18 protein-coding genes are annotated in these 26025 nt (G+C 73.7%); 4 read left to right on the plus strand and 14 right to left on the minus strand.

All coding sequences use genetic code 11. The features are described from left to right. Positions 1 to 124 precede the first annotated feature (124 nt). Entirely contained in the window at positions 125 to 1186 is a 1062-nt protein-coding gene (locus ACGF3I_RS23935; protein WP_393135192.1) for an NlpC/P60 family protein, read from the plus strand. 57 nt (positions 1187 to 1243) lie between these two features. Here ACGF3I_RS23935 and ACGF3I_RS23940 read toward each other — a convergent pair whose 3' ends face one another. The 3 genes from ACGF3I_RS23940 to ACGF3I_RS23950 all read right to left on the minus strand — a co-directional run bounded on the left by ACGF3I_RS23940 (position 1244) and on the right by ACGF3I_RS23950 (position 4484). Continuing rightward, entirely contained in the window at positions 1244 to 2380 is a 1137-nt protein-coding gene (locus tag ACGF3I_RS23940) for an alpha/beta hydrolase (protein WP_393135194.1), read from the minus strand. A 155-nt stretch (positions 2381 to 2535) separates the two neighbouring features. Continuing rightward, a complete protein-coding gene (locus tag ACGF3I_RS23945; RefSeq protein ID WP_393135196.1) occupies positions 2536 to 3216 on the minus strand; it encodes a LuxR C-terminal-related transcriptional regulator in 681 nt (226 codons plus the stop codon). Continuing rightward, a complete protein-coding gene (locus tag ACGF3I_RS23950) occupies positions 3213 to 4484 on the minus strand; it encodes a PspC domain-containing protein (protein WP_393135197.1) in 1272 nt (423 codons plus the stop codon). Before ACGF3I_RS23950 ends, ACGF3I_RS23945 begins: the two co-directional genes overlap by 4 nt. Before the next feature lie 221 nt (positions 4485 to 4705). Between ACGF3I_RS23950 and ACGF3I_RS23955 the strand changes: the two genes are divergently transcribed. Both ACGF3I_RS23955 and ACGF3I_RS23960 read left to right on the plus strand, forming a co-directional pair. After that, entirely contained in the window at positions 4706 to 5995 is a 1290-nt protein-coding gene (locus ACGF3I_RS23955) for a PspC domain-containing protein (protein WP_393135199.1), read from the plus strand. Further along, complete coding sequence (locus ACGF3I_RS23960) at positions 5982 to 6248, plus strand: hypothetical protein (protein WP_393135201.1); 267 nt, start codon at positions 5982 to 5984, stop codon at positions 6246 to 6248. The genes ACGF3I_RS23955 and ACGF3I_RS23960 overlap by 14 nt, the downstream gene beginning before the upstream one ends. Here ACGF3I_RS23960 and ACGF3I_RS23965 read toward each other — a convergent pair. The 4 genes from ACGF3I_RS23965 to guaA all read right to left on the minus strand — a co-directional run bounded on the left by ACGF3I_RS23965 (position 6152) and on the right by guaA (position 10636). After that, positions 6152 to 6670: a DoxX family protein gene (locus ACGF3I_RS23965; protein ID WP_393135203.1), complete on the minus strand. Its 519-nt coding sequence runs from the start codon at positions 6668 to 6670 to the stop codon at positions 6152 to 6154. The genes ACGF3I_RS23960 and ACGF3I_RS23965 overlap by 97 nt on opposite strands. Positions 6671 to 6789: 119 nt before the next feature. Further along, entirely contained in the window at positions 6790 to 8034 is a 1245-nt protein-coding gene (locus ACGF3I_RS23970; protein WP_393135205.1) for a hypothetical protein, read from the minus strand. A 122-nt stretch (positions 8035 to 8156) separates the two neighbouring features. Then, positions 8157 to 8945 carry a class II aldolase/adducin family protein gene (locus ACGF3I_RS23975; protein ID WP_393135207.1) on the minus strand — a complete coding sequence of 263 codons (789 nt, stop codon included), beginning with the start codon at positions 8943 to 8945 and terminating at the stop codon, positions 8157 to 8159. Between the two features lie 101 nt (positions 8946 to 9046). Next, the gene (gene guaA / locus ACGF3I_RS23980) at positions 9047 to 10636 is read right to left on the minus strand and encodes a glutamine-hydrolyzing GMP synthase (RefSeq protein ID WP_393135209.1); all 1590 of its coding nucleotides are present in this window, start codon (positions 10634 to 10636) and stop codon (positions 9047 to 9049) included. Positions 10637 to 10947: 311 nt separating this feature from the next. Between guaA and ACGF3I_RS23985 the strand changes: the two genes are divergently transcribed. After that, positions 10948 to 11244: a chorismate mutase gene (locus ACGF3I_RS23985; RefSeq protein WP_393135211.1), complete on the plus strand. Its 297-nt coding sequence runs from the start codon at positions 10948 to 10950 to the stop codon at positions 11242 to 11244. Positions 11245 to 11692: 448 nt separating this feature from the next. On the opposite strand, the gene ACGF3I_RS23990 is transcribed toward ACGF3I_RS23985, so the two are convergent. From ACGF3I_RS23990 to ACGF3I_RS24020, 7 genes are all read right to left on the minus strand, one after another. Beyond that, positions 11693 to 12922: a septum formation family protein gene (locus ACGF3I_RS23990; RefSeq protein ID WP_393135213.1), complete on the minus strand. Its 1230-nt coding sequence runs from the start codon at positions 12920 to 12922 to the stop codon at positions 11693 to 11695. Between the two features lie 24 nt (positions 12923 to 12946). Continuing rightward, positions 12947 to 14125: a hypothetical protein gene (locus ACGF3I_RS23995; RefSeq protein WP_393135215.1), complete on the minus strand. Its 1179-nt coding sequence runs from the start codon at positions 14123 to 14125 to the stop codon at positions 12947 to 12949. Positions 14126 to 14518: 393 nt separating this feature from the next. Further along, a complete protein-coding gene (locus tag ACGF3I_RS24000) occupies positions 14519 to 16324 on the minus strand; it encodes a GMC oxidoreductase (protein WP_393135217.1) in 1806 nt (601 codons plus the stop codon). Positions 16325 to 16362: 38 nt separating this feature from the next. Continuing rightward, positions 16363 to 17991 carry a succinic semialdehyde dehydrogenase gene (locus ACGF3I_RS24005; RefSeq protein ID WP_393135219.1) on the minus strand — a complete coding sequence of 543 codons (1629 nt, stop codon included), beginning with the start codon at positions 17989 to 17991 and terminating at the stop codon, positions 16363 to 16365. A gap of 198 nt (positions 17992 to 18189) precedes the next feature. Then, on the minus strand, positions 18190 to 20604 hold the full coding sequence (locus ACGF3I_RS24010) for a protein kinase (protein WP_393135221.1): 2415 nt from the start codon (positions 20602 to 20604) through the stop codon (positions 18190 to 18192). 96 nt (positions 20605 to 20700) lie between these two features. Further along, positions 20701 to 22431, minus strand: a complete 1731-nt coding sequence (locus ACGF3I_RS24015; RefSeq protein WP_393135223.1) for a protein kinase — start codon at positions 22429 to 22431, stop codon at positions 20701 to 20703. 201 nt (positions 22432 to 22632) lie between these two features. Next, complete coding sequence (locus ACGF3I_RS24020) at positions 22633 to 25500, minus strand: protein kinase (protein ID WP_393135225.1); 2868 nt, start codon at positions 25498 to 25500, stop codon at positions 22633 to 22635. Between the last annotated feature and the right edge of the window lie 525 nt (positions 25501 to 26025).

The raw sequence follows: 26025 nt of genomic DNA on the forward strand, positions 1-26025 counted from the left end.
TCGGCCGCCCCGCCGAAAGGTCCGGCGGCGGGCCGCTCCCCCTGTGCGGTCCGTCGCCGGAGCGGCTCCCGACCGGGGGCCGCGGCGCGGAAGCACTGCCGTACGGAAGGACGTGAAGGCCCTCGTGGCTGCGCACCGAAAGCCCAAGCAGCATCCGCTCAGCGGCCCCGCCGCCCGCACCGCCGCGACGCTCGCGCTGGCGTCGGCGGCGACCGCGACCCTGTTCGAGGGCTCCGGTCACGCCGAGCCGAGGCTCACCCCGGCACAGGTCAAGGCCAAGGTCGACCAGCTGTACCACGACGCGGAGGTGGCCACCGAGGCGTACGACGGGACGAAGGAACAGGCGGACGCGGCCGAGCGTTCGCTGCGCGCGCTGCGCGACGAGGCGGCCCGCAGGACCGAGCGCCTCAACACCGCCCGCAACGCGCTGGGTTCACTCGCCGCGGCCCAGTACCGTACCGGCGGGATCGCCCCCGAACTCCAGCTCATCCTGTCGTCCGACCCGAAGCGGTATCTGGACGACGCCGCGTTCGCCGAGCGGGCGGGCGACCGCACCGCGGTCGCGGTCGCCGGGGTGCGCGCACAGCTCGCCGAGCTCGACCGGCTGCACACGGTGGCGAACGGGAAGCTCACCGAGCTGCGCGGCCGGCAGTCCACGCTGGCGAGGCAGAAGAGCGCCATCCGGACGAAGATCAGCGCGGCGGAGGCCCTGCTGGCCCAGCTGACCGCGCCGGAGCGCGCCTCCTACGACGCGGCCGACGCGGCCCCGGCCGCCGACGGGGCCCGGGCCGCCCGCTCGGCCGACACCCCGCGCACGCCCCTGGCCGCCGCGCCCAGCTCGCGCGCGGCGGCGGCCGTCGCCTTCGCCTACAGCGCGCTCGGCAAGCCGTATGTGTGGGGCGCCACCGGCCCCTCGTCCTTCGACTGTTCGGGGCTCACGCAGGCCGCCTGGCGCTCGGCCGGGGTACAGCTGCCGCGGACCACGTACACCCAGATCAACGCGGGCAGCCGGGTGGCCCGCTCCCAACTGCAGCCCGGCGACCTGGTGTTCTTCTACTCCGGGATCAGCCATGTCGGGCTGTACGTCGGCGGCGGCAAGATGATCCACGCGCCGCACCCGGGAGCGCCGGTGCGGGTCGCGCCGATCGACCAGATGCCGTTCGCGGGAGCCGCCCGGCCGGCCTGACGCCCCGTCGAGCCGCGTGCCCCGCCGGGCTTGACGCCCGCCGAAGCTGATGCTCCGTCAGACTCCTTGCCCGCCGCCCGCCTTGGCCCCCGCGCCCATTTCGCGGGTCAGCCAGCGGAAGACCTCCGGGATCTGCGCCTTCCAGGCCGCGCTGGTGTGGCCGCCGCCGTTGAGCTTGACCACGGTCACCGCGGTGGGGGCCTTGGCCGCCTTCTTCAGCGCGAGCCCGTCGTTGTAGCCGTCCGTCCGCTCACCGGAGACGTACAGGGAGACGCGCGGCGGGGTCTTGGCGTGCTTGAGGATCCACAGCGGGTTGGACTGCTCGCGCAGCTTGGGGTCCTTGGCGGTGATCGAGTCCTTCTCGGCGGCCGGGTCGTTGTAGCCGGACAGGTCGACGCCCGCCCGGTAGCGGTCGGGGTGCTCGATGGCCAGCTTGGCGGCGCAGTGGGCGCCCGCGGAGTACCCGGCGACGGCCCAGCCCTCGGGGCCGGTGGCCGCGCGGAAGTTGTCGGTGACCATCGTGCGGACGTCCACGCTGAGCCAGCTGTCGGCGTTCACCACGCCGGTCACGTTCGCGCAGCCGGTGTCCTTGCCCGCGAGCAGGGTGGTGCGCGGGGAGACCAGGATGAACGGGGCCACCTCGCCGCTCTCCATCAGCGGGGTGAGCTGCTCCTGGCTCTTCAGCGTGCCGAACCAGGCCCCTATCGACCCCGGGTAGCCCGGCAGCAGCTCGACGACGGGGAAGGTCTTGTCCTTGTACTCCGGGTCGTTGTACTGCGGCGGCAGCCACACGGCCACCTCGCCCTCGACACCGGAGACCTGGCCCTTGAGCGTGGTCTTGACGACGCCCTTGCCGACCTTGTTGGTGTACGGCTCGAACGTCTGCTTCACCTTGGGCCGGGTGGCCGCGTTCCGGCCGCCGGTGCCGTCGGGGCCGAGGTCCGGAGCGGCGTTCACATGGTCGCCCGCGCCGAGCAGATCACCCCAGGTGTCGTACAGGCCGTTGGCGTTGTTGACCAGGAGGAAGACCACGAGGACTGCGGTGACCTGGGCGAAGCCGAGCATGAGGAGCCGCGAGATCCAGCGCACGAGGGCCGGCCCGCCGATCCTGGTCCACAGGACGAGCGGCAACAGCAGGGCAGCCGCGGCCGCGAGGATCGCGATCACGAGGAAAGGGGTACCGGTCAGGCTCATCACGCCACGGAAGAGGGGTCACCCCGGGCACCAGTTGCCCGCTTTGCCAGTGTTTTGCCAAAGGGTGATGGCCCAGCGCCGTGCGACGGCGCCCCTCCCTCCCCCTCGTCCCGCCGCGCCCCGCGCCCGGCCCCCCGGCTGCTCGGACCTGCTGCTCAGACCAGCCGGCGTGCCGTCGCCCAGCGGGTCAGCTCGTGGCGGTTGGAGAGCTGGAGTTTGCGCAGCACCGCCGAGACATGGGACTCGACCGTCTTGACGGAGATGAAGAGCTGCTTGGCGATCTCCTTGTACGCGTAACCACGGGCGATGAGCCGCAGCACCTCGCGCTCGCGCTGGGTGAGGCGGTCCATGTCCTCGTCGACCGGCGGCGCGTCCGTGGAGGCGAACGCGTCCAGCACGAAGCCCGCCAGGCGCGGCGAGAAGACCGCGTCGCCGTCCTGCACCCGGAAGATCGAGTCGACCAGGTCGGTGCCGGTGATGGTCTTGGTGACGTAGCCGCGGGCGCCGCCGCGGATCACGCCGATCACGTCCTCCGCCGCGTCCGACACGGACAGGGCGAGGAAGCGGACCGGGTTCTCGGCGTCCGTCATCATCGCCGCCGAGCGGCGCAGCACCTCGACGCCTCCGCCGCCGGGCAGGTGCACATCGAGCAGCACCACCTCGGGCCGCGTCGCGGTGATGACCGTGATCGCCTGGTCCACATCGGCGGCCTCCCCCACCACCTCGACGCCGGTGCTCCCGGTCTGCCCGATCTCCGCCTGGACCCCGGTGCGGAACATCCGGTGGTCGTCGACGAGGACCACCCTGACGTGGCGGCCTGCCGTTTCCTCGGTCATCCCTGTGCCCTCTCCATCTCCAGCTCGACCTCCGTGCCCCCGCCGGGCACCGAACGCAGCCTGGCCGTACCGCCGTTGCGCTGCATCCGGCCGATGATCGATTCTCGTACGCCCATCCGGTCGGCGGGCACCGCGTCGGGATCGAAGCCGGGGCCGCGGTCCCGTACCGAGACGAAGACCCTGCGGCCCTCCACCTCGGCGTACACCTGGACGGCGCCGCCCTCGCCACCGTACTTGGCCGCGTTCACCATTGCCTCGCGTGCGGCCTGCATCTGTGCGGACAGGCCCTCGTCCAAGGGGCAGTCGCCGACGACGACCACCTCCAGGGGGACGCCGTGCTTGTCCTCGACCTCGGCCGCCGCCTTCTTCACGGCCTCGGCGAGCGTCTCGGGCTCCTCCTCCTGGCCCGTGCCCTCCGGTTTGTAGAGCCAGGCGCGCAGCTCGCGCTCCTGCGCCCGGGCCAGCCGCCGCACCTCCCCGGCGTTCTCCGCGTTGCGCTGGATCAGGGTCAGGGTGTGCAGCACCGAGTCGTGCACATGGGCGGCGACCTCGGCGCGCTCCTGGGCCCGGATGCGCATCAGGCGCTCCTGCGACAGGTCCTGCGTCATGCGCACCAGATAGGGCCCGGCGAGCAGGGCGATGCCGGCGAGCACCGCGATCGCTGCCGTCAGGACGTTGCCGAGCTGCGCGGCCGAGCCGTTGACCACGACGAAGCCGGTGAGCCCGGTGCCGACCAGGGCGACTCCGGCGAGCCCCCGCGCCACCGGGAGCCAGCGGCTGCGCCGGGCGCCCTCGGTCCAGCGGGCACGGCGCGTGTTGTCGGCCTGGCGCCACACCAGGACGACGCCGACGCCTATCAGGGCGCTGGGGAAGATGTACGGATTGGCCCAGCCGCCGACGTCCACCTTCGAGGCGAAGACCGCGGCCCCGAAGAGCAGCGCGATCAACGCGACGACCTGTCCCTTGTCCGGCTTGCGCAGCCGGCGCCGGCCGTCCGGGCTGACCTCGAACGCGGAGCGCGGCCCGGTCGTACCGCCGAGGCCGAGCGGCACCACGAACCAGAACACCGCGTAGAGCAGCGCCCCCAGGCCGTTGATCGACAGCAGCCCGAGGAAGACGATCCGCACCCACACCACCGGCAGCCCGAGGTGCCCGGCGAGCCCGCGCGCGACGCCGCCGAGCATCCGCCCCTCGGCGGAGCGGTACAGCTTGCGGACCGGCGCTTCGTCGCTCTCGGGCGGCGACAGGCGGGGGGTGGCGACTGGCATGCCACGATCGTCACACGCCCGCCCGCCCACGGGCATCAGGGTTGGCCCCCAGGCGTCCCTGAGGAGGGCCCCCTCGGACGGGGGAGGCGGCCTCCCCCGCGCGGGGCACCGACCGGGCCCCTCCGGGGCGAAATCAGGGGGAGGCCAGGGTCGGAACGGGTGCCGTGGGCCGCACGGGGTTGTCACCATGTACGTATGAGCACGCCGACCGAGGTGGACGTATGAGTACGCCGACGGACACGCCCCTCGCGCCGCCCGAGCCGGCCCCCGGGGCACCGCAGTTGCGCCGCAGCGGGCACAACAAGATCATCGGCGGCGTCTGCGGCGGCCTCGGCCGGTACTGCGACATCGACCCGGTGGTCTTCCGGATCACGCTCGGCGTGCTCTCGGTGACCGGCGGCCTGGGGCTGGTCTTCTACGGGTTCGCCTGGCTGCTGGTGCCGCTCGACGGCCAGGACGAGAACGAGGCGCGCCGGCTGCTGACCGGCCGGGTCGAGGGGGCGGCCCTGGTCGCCGTACTCATGGCCCTGGCGGGCTGCGGCATCTTCCTCACCATGCTGGGCAACGGCTCGGTGATGACGTTCGCGATGCTCCTCGCGCTGCTGCTCGCGGGCGCCGCCGTCTGGTCGCAGCGCCGCTCCACCACGCCGGCCGACACCCCGCTCGACCCGGTGGCCGCGCAGGCCGTCGCGGACGCGCCACCGGAGACGAAGGCGCCGCCCACCCCCTCGGCCCCCTCCTGGTGGCGGGATCCGATCGTCAAGGACGGCACCACGGGCCCGGTCCCGGGCGGCTATCTGTGGGGCCCGGCGGACGCGGAGGAACGGCCGTCGGGCAAGGGCGCCCGCAAGGCCGCCAAGACCGCCGCCCGTGCGAGCGGGCCGCGCCCGATCGGCGGTCTGCTGTTCTTCCTGGCGCTGCTCGCCTTCGGCGCGGGGCTCGGCGCTTCCTGGGACCACCGGCCGCTGGGCACCGGTCTGGAGATCGGGTTCGCGGCGGCCCTCGGGGTGTTCGCGCTGGGCCTGGTCATCAGCTCCCTCCTGGGCCGCACGGGCTCCGGCACGCTCTTCCTCGCAGTGCTCACCGCAGCCCTCCTCGCGGGCTCCGCAGCGCTGCCCAAGACCATCGACTCCCACTGGGTGCGCACCACCTGGGCACCCACCGCGATCGGCGAGGTGCGGCCGGACTACGACCTGGGCACCGGCGTCGCCACCCTCGACCTGAGCCGGGTCGCCGTGCCGCCCGGGCAGACGCTGACGACCCGCGCGGAGGTCGGCGCGGGCCGCGCCAAGGTCGTCGTACCGAAGGACGTGACCGTGAAGGTGAGCTTCGACATGGGCGTGGGCGACATCCAGCTGCCGGGCGAGAAGCCCGACGACATCGAGGTCTCCCCGGGCCAGAAGCGGACGGCGACGCTCTCGCCGCCCGCCGGGGCCAAGCCGGCCGGCACCCTGGACCTGCGCCTCAAGGTCGGCGTCGGACAGGCGGAGGTGGACCGTGCCGCGTCATGAGTTCCGTCCGGGCCGGCTGGTCGCCGGACTCGCCCTCGCCGCCACGGCCGTGCTGTTCGCGGGGGACGCGGCCGGGCGCTGGAACACCCCGTCGCCCGTGGTGATCCCGCTGGTCTGCGGCGGTCTCGGCCTCGCCTCGCTGGTGAGCTGGATCGACTACGGGGTGCGCCGACGGCGCCGCCTGGCCAGGAGCGCGTCCGCCGAGAGCAGGGGCGTGCCGGCCAGTACGAGCGGCAGCCAGGCCATCAAGTAGGCGAGGTCGTTGCCGTAGTAGTACGGGCTGGTCCGCCAGCTCACGGTGAGCCACAGCGAGAGCGAGATGAGTGCCCCGCCGAGCGCGGCCAGCCGTCCGAACAGGCCGACCAGGATGCCGAGTCCGACGGCCAGCTCGCCCAGGGCGATGGCGTAGCCGAAGCCGGCCGGGCTCTTGAGGGCGAGGTCCACGAGGGCGGGGACCGCCGCGCTGTCGCGCACCCCGTGCATGAGCTCGCCGATGGATCCGGTGCCGCTCGCGTGGAAGAACGCGCTGTCGGTGAGCTTGTCGAGGCCGGCGTACACGAAGGTCACGCCGAGGAAGACCCGCAGCGGCAGCAGCGCGTACCTGCGGGCCGTGGCCCGCAGGCCGCCGCCCCGGTCCACCTCCGGCCCCGCCCCGGTCGCATGTCCATGTGCCATGGCTGATCCCGCCTCCGTCCGATGTGGCCCGTCATCCGTGGCCTGTCATCAGACGATACGGACGGGGGGAACGCGTGTCTCAATCCCACCCCGGGCCGGACGGAACCCGTCGGCGCCCGTCAGTCGGCGACCTCCACCAGGATCGCGTTCGTCTCGACGCCCGCCGCCGTCACCACCCGCACCTCCACCCGGCCCGGCTCCACGTCGGCCGGCACCGGCACGGTCAGCACCTGGTCCGTCGGGTTCGCGAAGCCGCCCGGCACCGGGATCAGCGGGACGTGGACGTGGACCGCGCCGATGCGGACCACCATGCGGGCGAGCCGCTCCGGCGTGCCCGCGCCGGGCGGGACGAACCCGGCGCCCCGGATCTCGATGTCGTCCCCGGTACGGATCGGCGCGTCCAGGTCGCCCGCCTCGCGCGCCCGCACCACGGAGAGCACCACCGGACGGCAGCCCTCGGCGTACTTCCCGGCGAGGTAGGTCCCGGCGGAGACGAGGACCAGGGCCGCCAACCCCCAGGGCAGGTCCGGGAGTCGGGCGGGCTGCCGGGTCAGGCGCACCGCCGCGAACAGGACGGCGGCCAGGGTCACCGCGACGTACTGCGCGTCCGTGAGGCTGCCCCGGCCCGCGTCGTCGGTCAGCAGGTCGCCGCCGCGCGGGCGGTCGGCGCGCACCTTCTGCAGACGCTGCCCGTGGACGCGGACCGTCACCACCCGGCGCACCACCACCGCGATCAGCGAGGTGACGAACACGACGGTCAACAGGCCCGCGCAGTGCACCAGTTGGAGCCCGCGCAGCACCGTCTCGCGCTCATCGGGGTCCGAGGCGGCGGTCAGCCGCAGTGCCAGGAGCAGGGTGGCGAAGACGGCGAACAGGCCCCAGGCCGCGGCCACCGCGCGCGAGGTCGACAGGCGGTTGTCCTCGCCGAGCACGGGCGCGAGGAGTCCGCCGTGCGCGCGGTGCAGATACGCCGTGGCCGTCAGGAGGCCCGCCGCGGCGAGCGCGGCAAGCAGCCCCGCGGTGCGGGCGGGCGTCCAGCCCGCGCCGATGGCGGTCGCCGCCTCGGCGAGGCTGAGCGCGAACACCCCGCCCCAGACCGTCGCGACCGTGCCCCGCCACACCCGCTCGGGCCAGGTGCGGCCCGCCTCCCGGCCGCGTTCGGCGACCGCCCGGGCGGACTCGGTCAGCTCGTCCGAGACCCACTGGCGCGACGCCCCGGCGGAGTGGGCGAGGGCCGCGGGCAGCCCCTCCCCCGCGGCGAGTCCGTCCCGCTTGGCGAGGAACGCCGCCACCGCGCGGCGGTGCCCGTCCCGCGCGCCGTGTGCGCAGTCACCGCCGCATTGCCGAGCCTCCTGCACTGCCACCGCCGAACTCCGTTCGTGCGCCAAACCCCTTGAACCGTCAGGGAATTGTCGCGCACCGGAACGGCCCGCCGGTCGGCGGCGAACGGCTCACAGGGTGATTGACGCACCATCAAATTGACGTACTACGACAGAAGTTCGGGCTCCGCGCCGCTGATCTGCCGCCACAGCGGCTGGTAGTTGATCCACGCGACGAGATCACTGCCGAGCTGGTCCCGGGTGTTCACCGCGTCCCGCCGGTCGATGAGCACCGGCTTTCCGGCCGCCCGCGCCGCGAGCTGGACCTTGGCGCAGCGCTCCATCGACAGGAACCACCAGGCCGCCGCGTCCACCGAGTCGCCCACGGTGAGCAGCCCGTGGTTGCGCAGCACGATCGCCTTGTACGAGGCGAGGGCCGCCGCGATCCGCCGGCCCTCGTCGGCGTCCACGATCACCCCGGTGTAGGCGTCGTACACCGCGTGGTCCTCGTAGAACGCGCACGCCTCCTGGGTGTACGGCTCGACGAACTCGCCCAGGGCCGCGAGGGCGCGACCGTAGGTGGAGTGGGTGTGGACGACGGCGACCGCGTCGGGGCGGGCCCGGTGGACCTGGGCGTGCACGGTGAACGCGGCCTGGTTGACGTGGTGGCCGCCCTCGACCACCTGCCCGTCGCCGTTGACCAGGATCAGCTCGCCCGCGCTGACGTGCGCGAACGGCACCCCGAACGGATTGACCCAGTAGCAGTCGGCCAGTTCGGGATCGCGCGCGGTGACATGGCCCGAGACGCCTTCCTCGAACCCGAACCGGGCGAAGAGCCGGAGCGCGCCGGCCAGCCGCTCCTTGCGGTGCCGGCGTTCGTCGGCGGGGTCGTCGTACGCGGGCGGAAGATCGAAGCGGAGCTGGTCCACCGGTATCGGCGCGGGCGTCTCAGTCATGGCCGGAAGCTACCTCGCGCCCCCGCAGGTGACCAGGGCCGTGCGGGAACGGCGACGGCGCCGCCCCGGGTGGGACGGCGCCGTCGGCGAGGCGGTGGGGACTACTCCCACTCGATGGTGCCCGGCGGCTTGCTCGTCACGTCGAGGACGACGCGGTTGACGTCGGCGACCTCGTTGGTGATGCGGGTCGAGATCTTCGCGAGCACGTCGTACGGCATCCGCGTCCAGTCCGCCGTCATGGCGTCCTCGGAGGAGACCGGGCGCAGCACGATCGGGTGGCCGTAGGTGCGGCCGTCGCCCTGGACGCCCACCGAGCGCACATCGGCGAGCAGCACGACCGGGCACTGCCAGATCTCGCGGTCGAGGCCCGCCGCGGTCAACTCCTCGCGGGCGATGGCGTCGGCCTCGCGCAGCAGGTCGAGGCGGTCCTTGGTGACCTCGCCGACGATGCGGATGCCGAGGCCGGGGCCCGGGAAGGGCTGGCGCTGGACGATCTCGTCCGGCAGGCCGAGCTCCTGGCCGACCATGCGGACCTCGTCCTTGAACAGCTTGCGCAGCGGCTCGACGAGCTCGAACTCGATGTCGTCGGGCAGGCCGCCCACGTTGTGGTGCGACTTGATGTTCGCGGTGCCGGTGCCGCCGCCGGACTCCACGACGTCCGGGTACAGCGTGCCCTGCACGAGGAAGGCGACCTCGGGGCCGTCCTCCTGGAGGATCTCCAGCTGGGCCTGCTCGAAGACGCGGATGAACTCGCGCCCGATGATCTTGCGCTTCTCCTCGGGGTCGCTGACCCCGGCGAGCGCGTTCAGGAACCGCTCCTGGGCGTCGACGACCTTCAGGTTCGCGCCGGTCGCGGCCACGAAGTCCTTCTCGACCTGCTCGGTCTCGCCCTTGCGCATCAGGCCGTGGTCGACGTACACGCAGGTCAGCTGGGAGCCGATGGCCTTCTGGACGAGGGCGGCGGCGACCGCGGAGTCCACGCCGCCGGACAGGCCGCAGATGGCGCGCTTGGTGCCGACCTGCTCGCGGATCAGGGCGACCTGCTCCTCGACGACGTTGTGCGTCGTCCACGTCGGCTCGATGCCGGCGCCGCGGTAGAGGAAGTGCTCCAGGATCTGCTGGCCGTGCGTGGAGTGCAGCACCTCGGGGTGGTACTGGACCGCGTACAGCTTCTTCTCGTCGTTCTCGAAGGCGGCGACCGGGACGACGTCGGTGGAGGCCGTCACCGTGAAGCCCTCGGGGGCCGCGGAGCAGGCGTCGCCGTGCGACATCCACACCGACTGCTCGACCGGGGTGCCCTCGAAGAGGGTGGAGCCGGGCTTGCTGACGGTCAGCGCGGTACGGCCGTACTCGCGGGCGCCGTTGTCGTCGACCGTGCCGCCGAGCGTGGTCGCCATCAGCTGGAAGCCGTAGCACATGCCGAAGACCGGCACCCCGGCCTCGAAGATCGCCCGGTCCAGGCGCGGGGCGCCCTCGGCGTACACGGAGGACGGGCCGCCGGAGAGGATGATCGCCTTCGGGTTCCTGGCCAGCATCTCGGCCACGGGCATGCTGCTCGGGACGATCTCGCTGTAGACCCGGGCCTCGCGGACACGACGGGCGATGAGCTGGGCGTACTGCGCGCCGAAGTCGACAACCAGGACGACGTCCGGGTTGCTGTCGGGCGCGGCTGCGGAGGGTGCTGCTGGCACGGGGGCGGCCTTCCGGCAGTGGGAGGGGGTCGGTTTTGTCGATTCTACCGGGGCCGACAAGGGCGGGTCGGTCTCACCATCCGAACCCGGATTGGCCCGCCCGTCGTACGTCGGTCCATACTGGCTCCATGCGCGAGCACCAGACCTTCGTCTTTACCTATGGCACCCGGCCCGCCGGGCGCCATGGTCGTGCTGCTTGAGCATCTGACAAGCGACTTCCACTGAGCGCCCCGGGCCGACAAGGCCCGGGGCGCTCAGTGCTTTCCGGCCCTTGCCGATCCGGGGTGCGACATCCCTCACGAGGAGCCCCCATGAGCATCTCCACCGTCTCCGTCACCGAGAAGACCGGCGCCCGCACCGACGAGGCGGCCGCGGTGATCACCGGTGCCCGCGAGCGCATCGACGCGCTCGACGACCGGATCATCGGCCTCATCCAGGAACGCGCGGCCGTCTCGGCGGTGATCCAGGAGTCCCGGATCGCCTCGGGCGGCCGGCGGGTCAACCTGAACCGCGAGATGCAGGTCCTGGCCCACTACAGCGACGCGCTCGGCAGGCCCGGCACCGCGCTCGCGATGACGATGCTGGAGCTGTGCCGGGGCCGTATCTGAGTTCGGGCGCTCCTCACCCGTCCGGCGCCGTGACCGCTCCCGGCCCGGCTTCGTTGGTGGGGTGTCCGTGCCAGCCAGGGGCGGGCCCGAAAAAACCACGCGTGGCTCCGCTGGGGCGTGTGACGCACCGCAAGTGCGTCGTGGGACCTCGCCCCGGCGTGCGTGACCGGACGGCAGGGGACAGCAGCCCGGTCACCCCATAAGGGCGGTCGGTTCCGGGGACGCCCGGGACCGGCCGCACCCGGTCCGAACGATCGCGCCGGCCGCGGCGCGACCCGCACCCCTCCTGTCCCGCACCGACCCCCGGCGCACCCCCCGGCGCCGTTCCCCGGTACCGGCGCCGCCCTGACGCCGCTACCCCCGCCCAGGGCCCCGCAGGCCCCCCGTACGCACCCCCCGCGCACGGGCAGGACCGCGGGGCCCTCCGCCTGTTCGGGGGCGGGCGGGGTCAGCGGCTGAGGACGTAGCAGGTCACGACGCGCACCCCCCGGTCCCAGGAGTCGCGGCTGGGCCACCGATACCAGGAGCTGCCCGGATCGACGGCCTCGTCGCGCCACGCGGACGGAGCGGCCGGGTAGGCGCTCCGGCACTCCGCCCGCGCCTTGAGCCGCGCACTCTGCTGGCCGGGGTAGTCACCGCGGGGCAGGGGCCGCAGGGCGAAGACGCGCGCGTCGTGCGGCTGGTCGCAGGGCACCTTGACGGCGAACCCCCAGTTCGGCATTCCGGTACCGAAGTCGACGCACCCGCCGGCCTCGGTCTTCGGCAGCGGGACGACCGACTCCCCGGCGGGCAGGACCTTGTCGCCCGCCGGTACGCCGGACGGCGCCGATGCGTCGTAGCCGCCCAGCGTGAGCTTCACCCTCAGCCCGGTCACCCCGGACAGGACGCTGTCCGCCTCCTTGCTGAACAGGGGCGACAGATCGGTCTCCAGAGCGGTGAGCCGGCCGGCGGCGTCCGTCGTGAGGGTCATCGGGAGGCGGGTGTGCGCGTCGGTGCCGTTGAGTCCGTCCTTGATGACGCTGCTGTGCAACAGCCCGTACGCCGCCCCCGCCGCGAGGCCGGCCCGGTAGCGGCGGGCGCCGCCGGGCAGCACCTCCTCCTCGACGTCGCGCACGGTGGAGACGACTTCGAGCAGCGTGCCGCCGAACGCGGCCTCGCCGCCGCGCCGCGTCTTGATCGTGTTGGCTTCGTTCCCGTACGGGTCGAAGGCGAACGTGTCCGCCCCGTCGTAGCGCAGCCAGTAACGGGCCGTCGCCGCGCGGTAGTCGATGCGTTCGGGGCTGATCACGAAGCGGGACGCCTGGTCGGTCCTGCGCTCGCGGGTGTCGATGTTGCCCAGCGCCTTCGCGGCCGCGTCGGGGAACCCCCGCGCCACGTTCCAGCCCAGCGAGCCGTCGGCCCGGTTCGCCGCGAAGTCCAGCTTGCCGGCGGTCGTGAGGACGGCGTCACCGCCCTTCGCCGAGAACGTGACGGTCTGGGTGAAGGCCGCGTTCTTCGCCGCCTTGGTCCGGCCCAGCGCCGCGTACGGACGGTCGGCCAGCGGCTTGGAGTAGACGGGGTGCGTGGGCGTGGGGCTCGCGGGGGCCTTGTGTGCGGCGGGGGCGGACGGGCCGCAGGCGGCGAGCAGCAGGGCGCCGGTCACTGCCGCCGTGGCGGTCAGCGCGGTCCGAAAGGTCATGCCGGTCCTTCTCGTGGTGGTCGCTCAGCTCCGGCTGATCAGGCCGCAGCCCTCGGGGCGGTCCGGGCTCAGGGCGCGGCTGCGGTCGTACGGGTCGATGGCGCTGCCGCTCGGGGAGGGGCCGGTGGGGGTCTCGTCGGCGAACTCGGGGTGCAGATAGCCGTCGTGGACGCCGCACGCCGAGTTGGCGGTGTCCACGTCGTACCTGACGATCCACAGCTTTCCGGCGGTGGCCTGCTTGTGGGCGGGGTCGGCCAGTTCGACGTCCAGGACGCGGCGCACGATGGTGCGGGCCACCTCCGTCGAGCCGGGGGCCGCCTTCACCAGGGGGTAGACGAAGGTGTAGTCGGCGTGGACCACGACCCCGCCGTCGGACGCCTTGTCGAACGTCATGCGGCCGCGCGTCTTGACCACGCTGCCCACCGGCTTGACCTTCCGGGTGTCGAACCGCGAGAACAGGGTCAGCGGGTCGTGGTCCCGGTCCGGCTTGGTGAGGCCGGTGGTGAGGGCGTCCAGGACGTCCTTCTCCAGCGGGTCGATGAGGCCGAGCGCGGTGTCCGGGCGCTCGCCGCGCAGGGTGGCCGGGGCCAGGTTCGACTCGATGAGCAGGGTCCGGGTGGCGGCGAGGCCGGCGGCGACGCGCTCCTTGGAGAGGCCGCCGAGCGCGGTGGCCTCCGGTGCCTCGATCCCGGCGGCGCCGTCCGCGTACTGCGCCGCGGGCGAGCCGCGGAACGGCTCCTTGAGGGTGGGCCGGTCCGGGTCGTAGAAGGACGGGGCGGCCGTCGGGGCCGCGGTCTCGGGAGGGAGCTGGGCGGTGGCCGTGCCGTCGGAGGCGTCGTCGCCGGTCACCAGGGAGAGCGCGCGGGACGGGTTCAGGGCGACGAGCAGGACGCCGGTGGCGACGAAGATGCCGAGCACGCCCCACATGCGGCGCCTGCGCCCGGCCCGCCCGTTCATCTCCTGCCAGGCGGGGCCGGTGCGCCAACCCTCGGGCTCGCCGGAGCGGCGTCCGCGGTCGGCGCCCCGCGAGTCGTCCCGTCCGCCGCGCGGCCGGGAGGCCGCCATGCGGTCGCGCGCCGAGGGCTCCTTGGGCGCGGAGGCCGCGATGTCCTGCTCCGTGTCGCGGACGAACCGCTCCCAGATCTCGTCCGGCAGCGATTGCTCGCCCGACGGCTCGTTGGAGATCGGCGGCTTTTCGCTCACCTCGGGGCCCCCTTGTGACATGTCCTGCGCGGCATTCGCCGTGGCAGCGGTTCGACCCGCGGAGCAGAGCGATGGTTGCCGCGGAGGTGAAGTGGCGTGGATCACATAAGGATTTCGTGAAGGCGGCACAACCCTTCACAGGAGCCACAGGTCATGCATGTGGAACCAACAGCCTCGCCCGCGTTCTGTTCACGCCGGCGGGGCGCCATCAGGTCTCCGCACACGTGAGAGGCGCTGCACTCGGAGGGGGGTGCAGCGCCTCTTGCCGTGTCCGGGCACCTGGCCCTTGCTTACGCGATCGTTGCTTGCGCGATCGTTGCGGGAGCGATCGAAGATCCGGCCGCCTCGGTCGCCCCCGCCACCGCGGCGACTACAGCGCCGCTGTCCTCCCGCTCATTCCGCGCGCTTCTCCGGGACCTTCGGCATGCCCAGGAACGGGAGCCGCAGCGCCCCGAACGCCTCCGCCGGGACCGCCGGGGACTTCGGCTCGACGGGGGCGAGGCGCGCATAGGGCGCCCCCTGCGCGGGGCGCGGGTCCGCCTCACCCTTGTTGGGCCACAGCGACATCGCGCGCTCGGCCTGTGCGGTGATCGTCAGGGACGGGTTCACACCGAGGTTGGCGGAGACCGCCGCACCGTCCACGACCGAGATCCCCGGGTGTCCCCAGAGCCGGTGGTACGGGTCGATCACACCGGTCTCGGCGGAGTCCCCGATCGGGCAGCCGCCCAGGAAGTGCGCGGTGAGCGGGGTGCCCATCAGCTCGCCGACGTTGGAGCCGGCGAAGCCGTTGATCTCCGCCGCGATGGCGTTCGCACCCTCGGTGGCCGCCTTGATCTGCTTGGGGTTCGGGGCGCCGTGCCCCTGTTCGGCGGTGAGCAGGCCCTTGCCGACGCCGTCCGGCTTGAGATGAGTGGTGAGCGAATTGTCGAGCGACTGCATGACCAGGCCGATGATCGTTCGCTCGGACCAGTGGTGGTTGCTGAGCGAGCGGGCGAGGAGCAGCGGGTGCCTGGCCGCGTTGCCGAGCCAGTTGCGCACCCGGTTGAGGCCGTAGGGCACCTGGAGGATCGACATGCTGCCCATCGCGTTCGAGCCCTTGCCGTAGCGGACCGGCTCGATGTGGGTGTTCTCGTCCGGATGGATCGAGGAGGTGATGGCCACGCCCCGGGTGAAGTCGACCCGGGACGCGCCGTGCCGGCTGCGATAGCGGCGGACCGTGGTCTGCGCACCGACCAGCGCCTCGGAGTTGGTCCGGGTCAGCTCACCCAACCTCTTGGAGATGTACGGGAGTTGACCGCCCGCCTTCATCCGGTGCAGCAGGGTCTGGGTGCCGTACGTGCCAGCCGCGATCACCACGCGGCGGGCGGTGAAGAGGCGGCCGGGGTCGTCCTTGCGGTCGGTGGGCAGGGTGGCGACGGCGTGCCCGCCGCGCGAGTCGCCGGTCACCGAGACGACGGTCGTCATGGGGTGGACCACCGCGCCCGCCTTCTCGGCGAGGTAGAGGTAGTTCTCGTTGAGGGTGTTCTTCGCGCCGTGCCGGCACCCCGTCATGCACTCCCCGCACTCGGTGCAGGCACGGCGCGAGGGGCCCGCGCCGCCGAAGTACGGATCGTCGACCGCCGCGCCCGGGCGGGCCTTCGACGTGCCGTCGGCGTCCTTGCCGTCGCCGAAGAAGACGCCCACGGGCGCCATGTGGAAGGTGTCGCCGACGCCCATGCGCTGGGCCGCCGCCTTGAGGTGGACGTCCGACGGGGTCATCGTCGGGTTGAGCCGCACCCCGAGCATGCGCCGCGCCTGGTCGTAGTACGGCGCGAGCTCGTCCTGCCAGTCGGTGATGTCCTTCCACTGCGGGTCGTCGAAGAACTGCTTCGGCGGCACGTACAGGGTGTTGGCGTAGTTGAGGGAACCGCCGCCGACCCCGGCGCCGCCGAGCACCATCACATTGCCGAGCAGATGGATGCGCTGGATGCCGTACAGGCCGAGCCTGGGTGCCCACAGATAGTTCTTGACGTCCCAGGAGTTCCTGGGCAGCGTGGCCGGGGTGAAGCGGCGGCCCGCCTCCAGGACACCGACCCGGTAGCCCTTCTCGGTGAGCCGCAGCGCCGTCACCGAGCCGCCGAAGCCCGAGCCGACCACGAGGACGTCGTAGTCGTATCCGCCGTCCTCGTCCGGATTCGGGGCTGGGGGTACCTGGGACATGGCTCTCCTCGGGCAGGGTGCGGGCTGGGTGGGCGGGGTCAGCGCAGGCGCAGGGCCTTCATCGCCTTCAGGCTGCGGCTCATGAAGGCCGCGTACTTCTCGTCGTCCATGCCGAAGGAGGGGGCGAGCGGCAGGACGCGCTGCTGGGCGACGGTCTGGGCCTCGGTGTACTTGAGGATGCCCTCGGAGCCGTGCCGGCGGCCGAGACCCGAGTCCTTCATGCCGCCCATCGGCGACTGCACGCTGCCGTAGGCGGGGGCGTACCCCTCGTTGATGTTGACCGTGCCGGTCCGGAGCCGCGCCGCCACCTCGTGCCCGCGGCGCGAATCCCTCGTCCAGACTGAGGAGTTGAGGCCGTAGGGGGTGGCGTTGGCGCGCTCGACGACCTCGTCCTCGTCGGTGAAGCGGTAGACGGAGACGACGGGGCCGAAGGTCTCCTCGGTGCACACCGCCATCGGCGCCTCGACACCGTCCAGGATGGTCGGCTCGTAGAACAGCGGGCCGATGTCGGGGCGCGCGACGCCGCCCGCGACGAGGCGGGCGCCCTTGGCGACGGCCTCGTCGACGTGCCGGGCGACGGTCTCCAGCTGGCGCTCACCGACCAGGGAGCCCATGTCCGCCCCGTACGCGAGGGAGCGGCCGAGCCGCATCGCCTTCGTCCGTGCGGCGAAGCGGTCGAGGAAGGCGTCGGCGATCGACGCATGGACGTACAGGCGCTCGATCGAGATGCAGAGCTGGCCGGCCGAGGAGAAACAGGCCCGCACCGCGCCGGCCGCCGCCTTCTCCACATCCGCGTCCCGCAGCACCAGCATCGCGTTCTTGCCGCCCAACTCCAGGGATACGCCCACCAGTCGGGCCGCCGCTCCCTGGGCGACCTCGCGGCCGGTACGGGTCGAGCCGGTGAAGGAGACGTAGTCGGCGTGCTTGACCACCTCGGGGCCGACGACCGGGCCCTCCCCCAGGACGACCTGGAAGACCTCGGCCGGCAGGCCCGCCTCGATGAGCAGATCGCGCGCCCACAGGGCGGTGAGCGCGGTCTCGGTGTCGGGCTTCATCACCACGGCGTTGCCGGCCACGAACGCGGGCAGCGCGTCGCCCACCGACAGTTCGAGCGGGTAGTTCCAGGGGGCGATCTGACCGATGACGCCGCGCGGCTGGCGCAGTTCGGTGACCTTGGTCAGGGTGGGCACGACTCCCGTGTGCCGCTTGGGCTTCAGATAGGCGGGGGCCTTGCGCCCGTAGTGCCGGGCGGCGACGGCGACGGCCTGCACCTCCTCGTGCGCGTGCAGGCGCGCCTTGCCGGTCTCCAGCTGGATCAGGTCCAGCACCTCGGCCTGGCGGGCGAGCACCAGGTCGTGGAAGCGCAGCAGTACGGCGGCGCGGGCCCGGACCGGCGTCGCGGCCCAGGCGCGCTGGGCGGCGCGGGCCCGGTCGAAGGCGTCGGCCACGTCCTCGGGCGTGGACTCGGGCAGGTCGGCCAGCTTCTCGCCGGTGAACGGCGTGTGGTTGGCGGTCCGCCCGGAGCCCGCCACACCCCGGGTGAGCTGGGCGACCAGCTGAGCCGTGACCACGTCGGCGGCGGTCCGCGCGCCTGCCGGGGCCGGGGCGACCGGGTTGGTGCCGGCGGGCGTGAGGGTGGTCGTGGGCGAGGCCTGCGAGTCCGTCATGGGGGGAGCGTATGCCCGCCGGAGCACTTTCGGTACCCGTCGGTAACAGGTTTTCCGGGCGCGCCGACCGTGCCACCGATCACTGGCCAGATATTCGCTGATCAGCGGGTTACGGGCGCCCCGGGGGCTCCGCAGGTGCCGTGCCACCGGCGCCCCGCGGGCGGCGCGCGGTTGCCTCACGGGTGCTTCGGCGGCGGCTTACTGGCGTCCCGGGCCCTCGTCGGGGCCGGGGAAGAAGGAGTCGAGCGCGGTGTCGAAAATGCGCTTGGCGTCGTCGGTCCGGGCCAGCGGGGCCGAGACCCATACGTCGTACATCCGGCCGAAATTGTCCCAGCACTCGTCGAAGGTGTGCCGGGGGCCCTCGGCCTTGCTGAAGCCGTTCCAGGTGAACTCCCACAGGGCCGCGTCACGTCCGTGGTGCGTGGTCGCGGTGACCTTGCCGTCGCGGTAACCCGGGTTGGACGTCGGCCCCTTGGCGGCGGAGAGCCGCATCACGCCGAGCGGGCCCGCGGACACCGCGTTCTGCATGCGGATGCCGATCCGCACGGCGCCGTCCGAAGAGGAGTAGAAGACGCGCTGCGCGTCGGTGCTGCGGACGTAACCGACCGGCACCACGATCCGGAAGCCGTCCGGATCGAGGACGGGGTGGAAGCCCTTGGGCAGCGGCGGGGGCTGCCGTGGCGGCGGCGGGGGCGGCTGTTGCCAGGTCGCGGCGGGCGGCGCCGGGCTGGGCGGCGGGCCCGCGTCGTGCCTCGACCCCCCGTGCCCCAGCGCCAGGACGGCCACGGCTGCCCCCGCCCCCGCGAGCACGACCACGAGCACGGCCCCCACCAGCACCCCTCGCACCCCCAGGGGGCGGCTCCCGACGGCGGGCCGGGGCGAGGCGACGGGGGTGTCGGGCAGGGCGTCGCCGGAGGCCGCATCCCGGGGCGCGGGCAGCGGGCCCTCGGCGCCGGGCGACCCATCGGCACGGGCCGGAACGCCGGGGCCCCCGGTGTCGGGCGACGCGTCGGCGTGGGCCGGAACGCCGGACCCCCCGGTACCGGGCGCCTCATCGGCGCGGGCCGGGCCCCTGGAGCCCTCGGCGCCGGGCGACCCATCGGCACGGGCCGGGCCGCCGGAGCCCCCGGTGTTGGGCGGCGATTCGGCGCGGGGCCGACCGACCGAGCGGCCCAACTCGCCCAGTGATGGCGGCACTTCGGGCCCGATCCGGCCCTCATGCGGTGGCAGCTCCGCATAGAACAGCCCGTCGGCGCGTAACGGCAGGCCGGATACGGGCGAATCGTCGGCGCGGGGCGGCTCGGTCGCCCAGACCGGACCGTCGGCGCTCGCTCGCGCGCCGGACGATGGCGCCTCGCCACCACGGGCCAACCCGTTTGCCCCGAGCGACCGTTCGTCCGCCACCGCCTCATCGACCCGGCGCTCCGGGCCACGAAATCGCCGGTCGCCATCCTGCCCCAACTCGCCCAGCCTCGGCGGCTGTTCACTCCATGGCACCCCGCCGCCCGGCGCTCCCTCCCCGCATGGTGCTTCCGCCCACGGCAGGTCGTCCGCGCTCAGCGACCTTGCGGCCGGGTAGCGGTCCTCGGGCGAGGACGAGTGCGAGTGCGAGGACGAGGACGAGCCCGCCGACCAGGGTGGCCCGGCCGGTGGGGCCGTCGCGGCGTCCGGGGCAGGTCCCCCGGGCGGGCGGGGCGCCTCCCTGCCGGGTGCGGCGTCCCCGGGCGGTACGGGGCGCGAGGGCGGGGGTGCCGGGGGCGCCGCGATCCTGCGCAGCAGGAGGTCCGCCTCGTGGGCGCCCAGGCGATGCGCGGGGTCGCGCTCCAGTAAGCCGTGGACGACCGGGAGCAGCGGCCCGGCCGCCTCGGGTGGGCGGATCTCGTCCAGTACGACGGCATGCAGCACACCGCCCAACGAGTCGCGGTGGAAGGGCGATTCGCCGCTCAGGGCGGCACAGAGCAGCGCGCCGAGCGACCACAGGTCGGAGGCGGGGCCTGCGCCCGCACCCCGCATGCGTTCCGGCGCGGTGTACTCGGGCGACCCGACGAACGCGCCCTCCTCGCTGATCGTCGAGGTGCCCGGCACCTGTGCGATGCCGAAGTCCGTGAGGACGACACGGCCGCCGTCCCGCTCGATCAGGACGTTGGCGGGTTTGAGGTCGCGGTGCAGGACGCCCCGGGCGTGCGCGGTGCCGAGCGCGCCGAGCAGCGCGACGCCGATGCGCGCGGCCTCCCGCACGCCGACCGGGCCGGTGGAGGCGAGCCGGTCGGCGAGGGAGAAGCCGTCGACGAGCTCCATCACGATGTACGAGCGCCGGCCGCCGCCGGACCGCGCGGGGACGGCCTCCTCGACCACGTCATGGACGACGATCACGTGCGGATGCTTGATCTGGGCCACCGCACGCGCCTCGCGCAGCGCGGCGCTCGCGGGCGCCCCGCCCTCGGGGTGCAGTTCCTTGACGGCGACGTGGCGGCCGAGCAGTTCGTCGTGCGCCCGCCACACCGTGCCCATCCCGCCCCGCCCGAGCCGGCCCCCGAGCCGGTAACGCCCCGCCACGAGGCGGGGTTCGGGACGGTACTGGGGTTCTTCGGGATGCTGTTCCGCTGTGGGCACCGGGTCCCCCTCGATCTCCCCCGTACGTGCAGGGCCCATCATGCCGCACCCCGGCCGGGCTCCGGAGGCGATTCGCCGCAGGCCGGAGGAGCCCGGTCAGCCGGTGCCGGAGGGGGCGGGCTGCCAGCCCTGGAGGACCGTGTCGAACTGCTGGCGGGTGGTGGCCCAGTCCTCGTCGGGGCCCGACATGTACAGGGCGTACTCGGGCCGGCCGCCGTCCCCGTAGTACATCTGGTCGATGGCGTGCCGCTTGCCGGGGAAGTCCTGCTTCTCGACGTAGGTGAACTCCCACAGCGAGGACTTCACCTGGTCGCGGTAGTTGTTGCTGTGCAGGGTGACCCGCTTGTACTGGGGCAGCCGGTCCTTGAGCGACTTCTCCATGTTGAGCATGTGCATGTACGGGTTCTCGAAGTCGGGCACCTTGTCGACGCTGATCCGGATGCGGTGCCTGCCGTTGTCCGGGGTGTAGTCGATCTCGGCGCCGTCCATCTGGCGCTTCCAGCCCTTGGGTACGAGCAGCGAGAAACCGGCCTTGTCGTGGACGCGCTGCCAGCCCGCGGGCACCGTGCCGTCGTCGCCCGCGTCACCCGTCCTGGGCGTGGCCGGCGGCGACGAGGCCGCGGGGCCGCTCGAAGGGCCCGAACCGCCCTTCTGTTCCTGGTACTTCATGACCGCGTACCCAGCGCCGACGCCGACGACGGCCGCGAGGGCGACCACCAGCGCCACGGTCCGCCAGCGCCGCCGCTGGGGCACGGGCCGGGCGCCCGGCAGCGGGGCGGGCCTGACCGGGGTCGGGTCCGAGGCCCGGGGCGGTGCGGCGTGCGGGGTGCCCGTGTGCGGGGTCGCGGCGTGCGGGGCCGCGGCATGCGCGGTGCCCGCGTGGCGCTCGGTGGGCCCGGTCTCCGAGGACGCCGCCGAGCGCAGCTCCCGCTCGGAGAGCTGCCGCGTCGGCACGTACGCCTGGGCGGACTTGGAGGCGCGGCCCTCCATCGCGTCGAGGAACATCCGCTCGGCCTCTGCGACCGAGGGCCGGTCCTCCGGCTTCTTGCGCAGCAGCGCCACGATGACGGGGGCCAGCGGTCCGGCCAGGTCGGGCGCCGGGGGCTCCTCCTCGACCACGGCCTGCATGGTGGAGATCGGCGAGTCCCGGCGGAAGGGCGAGGTGCCCTGCACCGCGGCGTACAGGGTGGCGCCGAGCGACCAGAGGTCGGACGCGGGGCCGGGGTGGGCGCCCTGGACCCGCTCGGGCGCCAGATAGTCGATGGAGCCGACGAGTTCACCGGTCTTGGTGATGGTGACGTCGCCCTCGATGGCGGCGATGCCGAAGTCGGTGAGCAGCACCTGCCCGTCGGACGCGAGCAGGACGTTGCCGGGCTTCACATCGCGGTGCAGGACGCCCGCGGCGTGCGCGGCACGCAGCGCGCCGAGGACGTGCAGGCCGATGCGGGCGGCCTCGCGGGCCTCGATGCGGTGTCCGTCGGCGGCCTTGACGGCGTCGGCGAGCGAGGGACCGTCGACGTACTGCATGACGATCCAGGGCCGTTGGTCGTGGTCCAGCACGTCGTGCACGGTGACCACGCCGGGGTGGGTGATGCGGGCGGCGGCGCGGGCCTCCTTCTGGGTGCGCGCGTGCAGCACCGCCCGGTCGGCCTCGGCGACGTACAGGGCGGCGGTGAGTTCCTTGACGGCGACCGTGCGGTGCAGGACTTCGTCGTGGGCGCGCCAGACCTTGCCCATGCCACCGCGGCCTATGGCCTCGCCGAGCCGATAACGACCGGCCAGCAGCAGTCCTGCGCCGGAGCCGTTCGTGCTGTGAGTGTTTTCCACGTCCCCCGCCCGACCAGACTTTCCTTCGAGGTCAGATTACGGAGCGGAATCCGGCCAGGGAACCTCGGGGCACCCAACCGTGACCATACGGACCCTTGGTCCCCCCGCGTTCAGGCCCTTCGCCCCTGTGCCGCCCCGTACATTTCCACCGAATCCCGTGCGGGCAGGGCCATTTAGGAGACTGCGCAGCGTGACCGGCCGTCAGCGGGTCGCCCGGTAGGTGCCGGTGGCCTGCCCGAAGATCTCTGTCACCTTGTCACGTTGCGCCTCGGGACCGATGACCTGGACCACGTGATATCGGCCATTGACAATCATGGCGAGGTTGCGGACGTAGACCTGGCGGCCACTGCTGTCACGCCAGGTGAACTGCCCTTCGGCCATGGACTGCCGGCCCACGTCGATGCGCCGCAGACCGCTGGAGGTGGACCAGCTGGAGTCGCGGAACGGCTGAAGTTCGCGCTCCTTGTCGGCCTGGTAGGCCAGCGGGTCCGAGCCGTCGTCCTTCACCGAGTCCCGGCCCGGGACCACGATCAGCGTGAAGTCGGCGCCGACATAACGGACTTGCCCGGCATCGTTCACGGGCTGCCGCTGCCAGCCCTTGTCGACGCCGACCTGGAACCCCTCGGGGTCCGTGCGCACGGCGTATCCGGCCGCCGGGGCGGGGTTCGTCCCGCTGGGCCCGGTCGTCTGCGTCTGCTGGGAGGGCGGGGTGCCGCCGGGCGTCGGCACCTGCGAACCGCCCGGCTGCGGTCCGGGGCTCGGCTGCCCGCCCGTGGGCGCGGGAGCGGCGCCGCCCGTGTCCCGCGCGGAGTCGGTGCGGGGCATGAAGAGGACGGCGTACGCGATCGCCCCGGCGAGCAGCAGCAGGATGAGCACGAGGAGCAGCCGCCCGAGCGAGCGCGGCCTGCCGGTGCGCGGCGCGGCGGCCGGGCGGTGCCGGTGCCGGCCGTGCTCGGCGGGCGGGGTGGCGGTGCCGCCGGCGGCGGGCGGGGTGGCGGTGCGGCCGGTGGCGGACGGGGCGGCCGTGCGCCGTCTGCGCCGTACGAGTTCGCCGCGGCGGCGCAGGATCGGGAGCTTCTTGGCGTCCGGCACGATCAGGGGCGTGATGCGTGTGCCCGCGTCCGGCTCGGGAGCGGACCGCACGAGCGAGCGCAGCCAGCCGCGCAGCTCCTCGAACTCGGGCCGTTCGGTGGGGTCCTGACGCAGCAGCGACTCGACCACCGGACGCAGCGGACCGCACTCCTCGGCGAACGCGGGCGGCTCCCCGCACACCATCTGGACCAGCTCGGCCGCGCTCTCCTCCGGATAGGGGGCGTGGCCCTGCACCGCGCGGAACAACAGGGCGCCGAGCGCCCACAGATCGGTGGCCGGACCGATCGGCGGGGCGAGCCGCCAGTTCTCGTGTATGGGGCCGGCCTGCTCGGGCGCCCACCGCTCGGTGACCGCGCCCACCACGGCGATCCGGGTGTGCCGGGCCCGCTCGGCGGCGAGCCGGTTGGCGGGGCCCCGGTAGGTGGCCTCGGGATGACCGGAGGGGCCGGTCGTGGCGGGCCGCCGCTCCGGCGCCCGTTCGCGGGGCACGGCGGGCAGCTGCGGCCCGCTCGAGTGCGGCCGGCGCTGGGAGTCCGCCCGAAAGGCATCGGCCCGGAAGCCGGGGGGCAGGGCGGGCGTGCGGGGTGCGGGGGCCGAGGTGCTGTGCGGGGTACGGGACGCGGGGCCCGAGGGACTGTGCTGGGTACGGGATGCGGGGTCGGAAGTGCCGTATTCGGTACGGGAGTTGGTGTCGTCCCCCTCGGTCCGGTGGGCCTCGCCCGCTCCGCCCGCGGGCTCCGTGCGAAAGCCGGCCGGCCGGGGTGCGGGTCGCGGGACCCAGCGGCCGGTCACCGGGTCGTACTGGCGACGGGTACGCCCCGAGTCGGGACCCTGCTCATCGGCGTACGGACTGGCGCCGCCCCCACTCGGCACCCGCACCCCACGCACGGGGTCGTACATGCCCTGGTCGTCCGGCGTGGTGGGGTCGGGGGGGCTCTGGTGGGGGTGCTGGGCGGGGGTCGCGCCCGGGTGGGCAGGGTCGTATGCGCCCTGGGCCGGCGGGGCCGGGGGCTCCTCGTCCTGGCGCTGGGCGGGCAGGGCGGCCTCTGCTGCGGCTCGGGCGCCTGCGCGGTACGCGGCGACGACTCCCGCCCGCGCCGCGGCGCCGGGCGGCACGGAGCCCGGCCGAGGGGTGGCCCGGTCCGGCGAAGGGGGGGTTGGGGCGGGGGCGTTGGGCTCGTCGGGGGTGATGGGACCGTCGAAGGCGTGGGGGGTGGCGGTGGGCGTCTCTTGCTGCGTTGCCGGGTGCGACTCGGGATGCGTACCCGGGTGCGACTCGGGGTGTGTCGCGGAGGGCGCCTCGCCGAAGCCCTCGCCTTCCGGCGGGAGCGGCACCGGGGCGTACCCGCACAGCGCCTCCTCTGCGGCCCCCGCCGCGAGGCCGGTCAGCACGACCCGGCCGTCGTCGCATATCAACACCGTACGGGCGGTGATGTTGCGGTGCGTCCAGCCGTGCGCGTGCAGCACCGCGAGGGCGGTCAGCACGTCGGAGGCGACCTCCGCCGCGCGGAACGGGTTCATCGGCCGGTCGGCGAGCAGGGCCGACAGCGGGCGTGCCGCTATCAGTTCGCTGACGATCCACAACGAGCCGTCCTGCGCGAACACGTCGAAGACCTGGTCGAGCCGGGGGTGGTCGGGGATCTGCGCCGCCGCCTGGGCCGCCTCGACGGCTCGGCGCACCGCGGGGTCGGTGGGGCGGCGCGTGGTGCGCCCATAGCCGGGCGCGGCGCCGTATGCGGTGGGGGTGCCCCGCATGTAGGCGTCGGGGGAGCCGTAGGGGTCGGGGGAGCCGTAGGGGTCGTTGCCGTCGTCGAGCACCTCGGCGTCGACCACCTCGGGCAACGGGATCTGGCGGACCAGGACTTCCTGTCCGCTGTACGAGTCGAACGCGCGGGTCTCGACGAGGTCGTACGTGTCGTCGGCGGGCAGCGGCAGGCGGTAGCGGTCGGCCAGGACCCGACCCGCATAGTCGTCCACGACGCCTCCCCCCACCAGCGCGGTGTTCCCTCGAACCACGGCTCGGCCCTCGGCGCGGCGCGACGGGCCAACCCCGGGTTTGCTCCGGGTGGTTGGGCTGTGTTCGGCCGCGGGGCTCACGATACGTGGCCCTTTCGCATCGTGCCCCGGGGATCCGGGTTTACCCATCCGGCCCGCCCCCTGGGGCTGCGCCCCAGACCCCGGGGGATTTGCCCACCCACCCGCCCGTGACGGGGGTTGGTTTGGCCGAGCCCTGGGGCTGCGCCCCAGACCCCCTGAGGGGCTCCGCCCCTCGAACCCCGGCGAGTTTGCCCACCCGCCCGCCCGTGCAGGGGGCTGGATAGGGCCGGCCCCTGGGGCTGCGCCCCAAACCCGCTGAGGGGCTCCGCCCCTCGAACCCCGGCGGGGGCTCCGCCCCCTGCACCCCCCTATCGCGCCTGAACGGCGCTCGTCCTCAATCGCCGGACGGGCTGAGGATGCGCATGCTGGCCCGCACCGGTGCGGTTAGGGGCGCGGGGAACTGCG

Origin of the sequence: Streptomyces sp. NPDC048111, from assembly GCF_043202815.1 — a bacterium.
Taxonomy (GTDB): Bacteria; Actinomycetota; Actinomycetes; order Streptomycetales; family Streptomycetaceae; genus Streptomyces.

Bases quoted from the DNA above. Each gene is read 5' to 3' on its own strand.
- ACGF3I_RS23940 (WP_393135194.1), bottom strand. From the start codon at position 2,380: ATGAGCCTGACCGGTACCCCTTTCCTCGTGATCGCGATCCTCGCGGCC.
- ACGF3I_RS23945 (WP_393135196.1), bottom strand. From the start codon at position 3,216: ATGACCGAGGAAACGGCAGGCCGCCACGTCAGGGTGGTCCTCGTCGAC.
- ACGF3I_RS23950 (WP_393135197.1), bottom strand. From the start codon at position 4,484: ATGCCAGTCGCCACCCCCCGCCTGTCGCCGCCCGAGAGCGACGAAGCG.
- ACGF3I_RS23955 (WP_393135199.1), top strand. From the start codon at position 4,706: ATGAGTACGCCGACGGACACGCCCCTCGCGCCGCCCGAGCCGGCCCCC.
- ACGF3I_RS23965 (WP_393135203.1), bottom strand. From the start codon at position 6,670: ATGGCACATGGACATGCGACCGGGGCGGGGCCGGAGGTGGACCGGGGC.
- ACGF3I_RS23975 (WP_393135207.1), bottom strand. From the start codon at position 8,945: ATGACTGAGACGCCCGCGCCGATACCGGTGGACCAGCTCCGCTTCGAT.
- ACGF3I_RS23985 (WP_393135211.1), top strand. From the start codon at position 10,948: ATGAGCATCTCCACCGTCTCCGTCACCGAGAAGACCGGCGCCCGCACC.
- ACGF3I_RS23990 (WP_393135213.1), bottom strand. From the start codon at position 12,922: ATGACCTTTCGGACCGCGCTGACCGCCACGGCGGCAGTGACCGGCGCC.
- ACGF3I_RS24000 (WP_393135217.1), bottom strand. From the start codon at position 16,324: ATGTCCCAGGTACCCCCAGCCCCGAATCCGGACGAGGACGGCGGATAC.
- ACGF3I_RS24005 (WP_393135219.1), bottom strand. From the start codon at position 17,991: ATGACGGACTCGCAGGCCTCGCCCACGACCACCCTCACGCCCGCCGGC.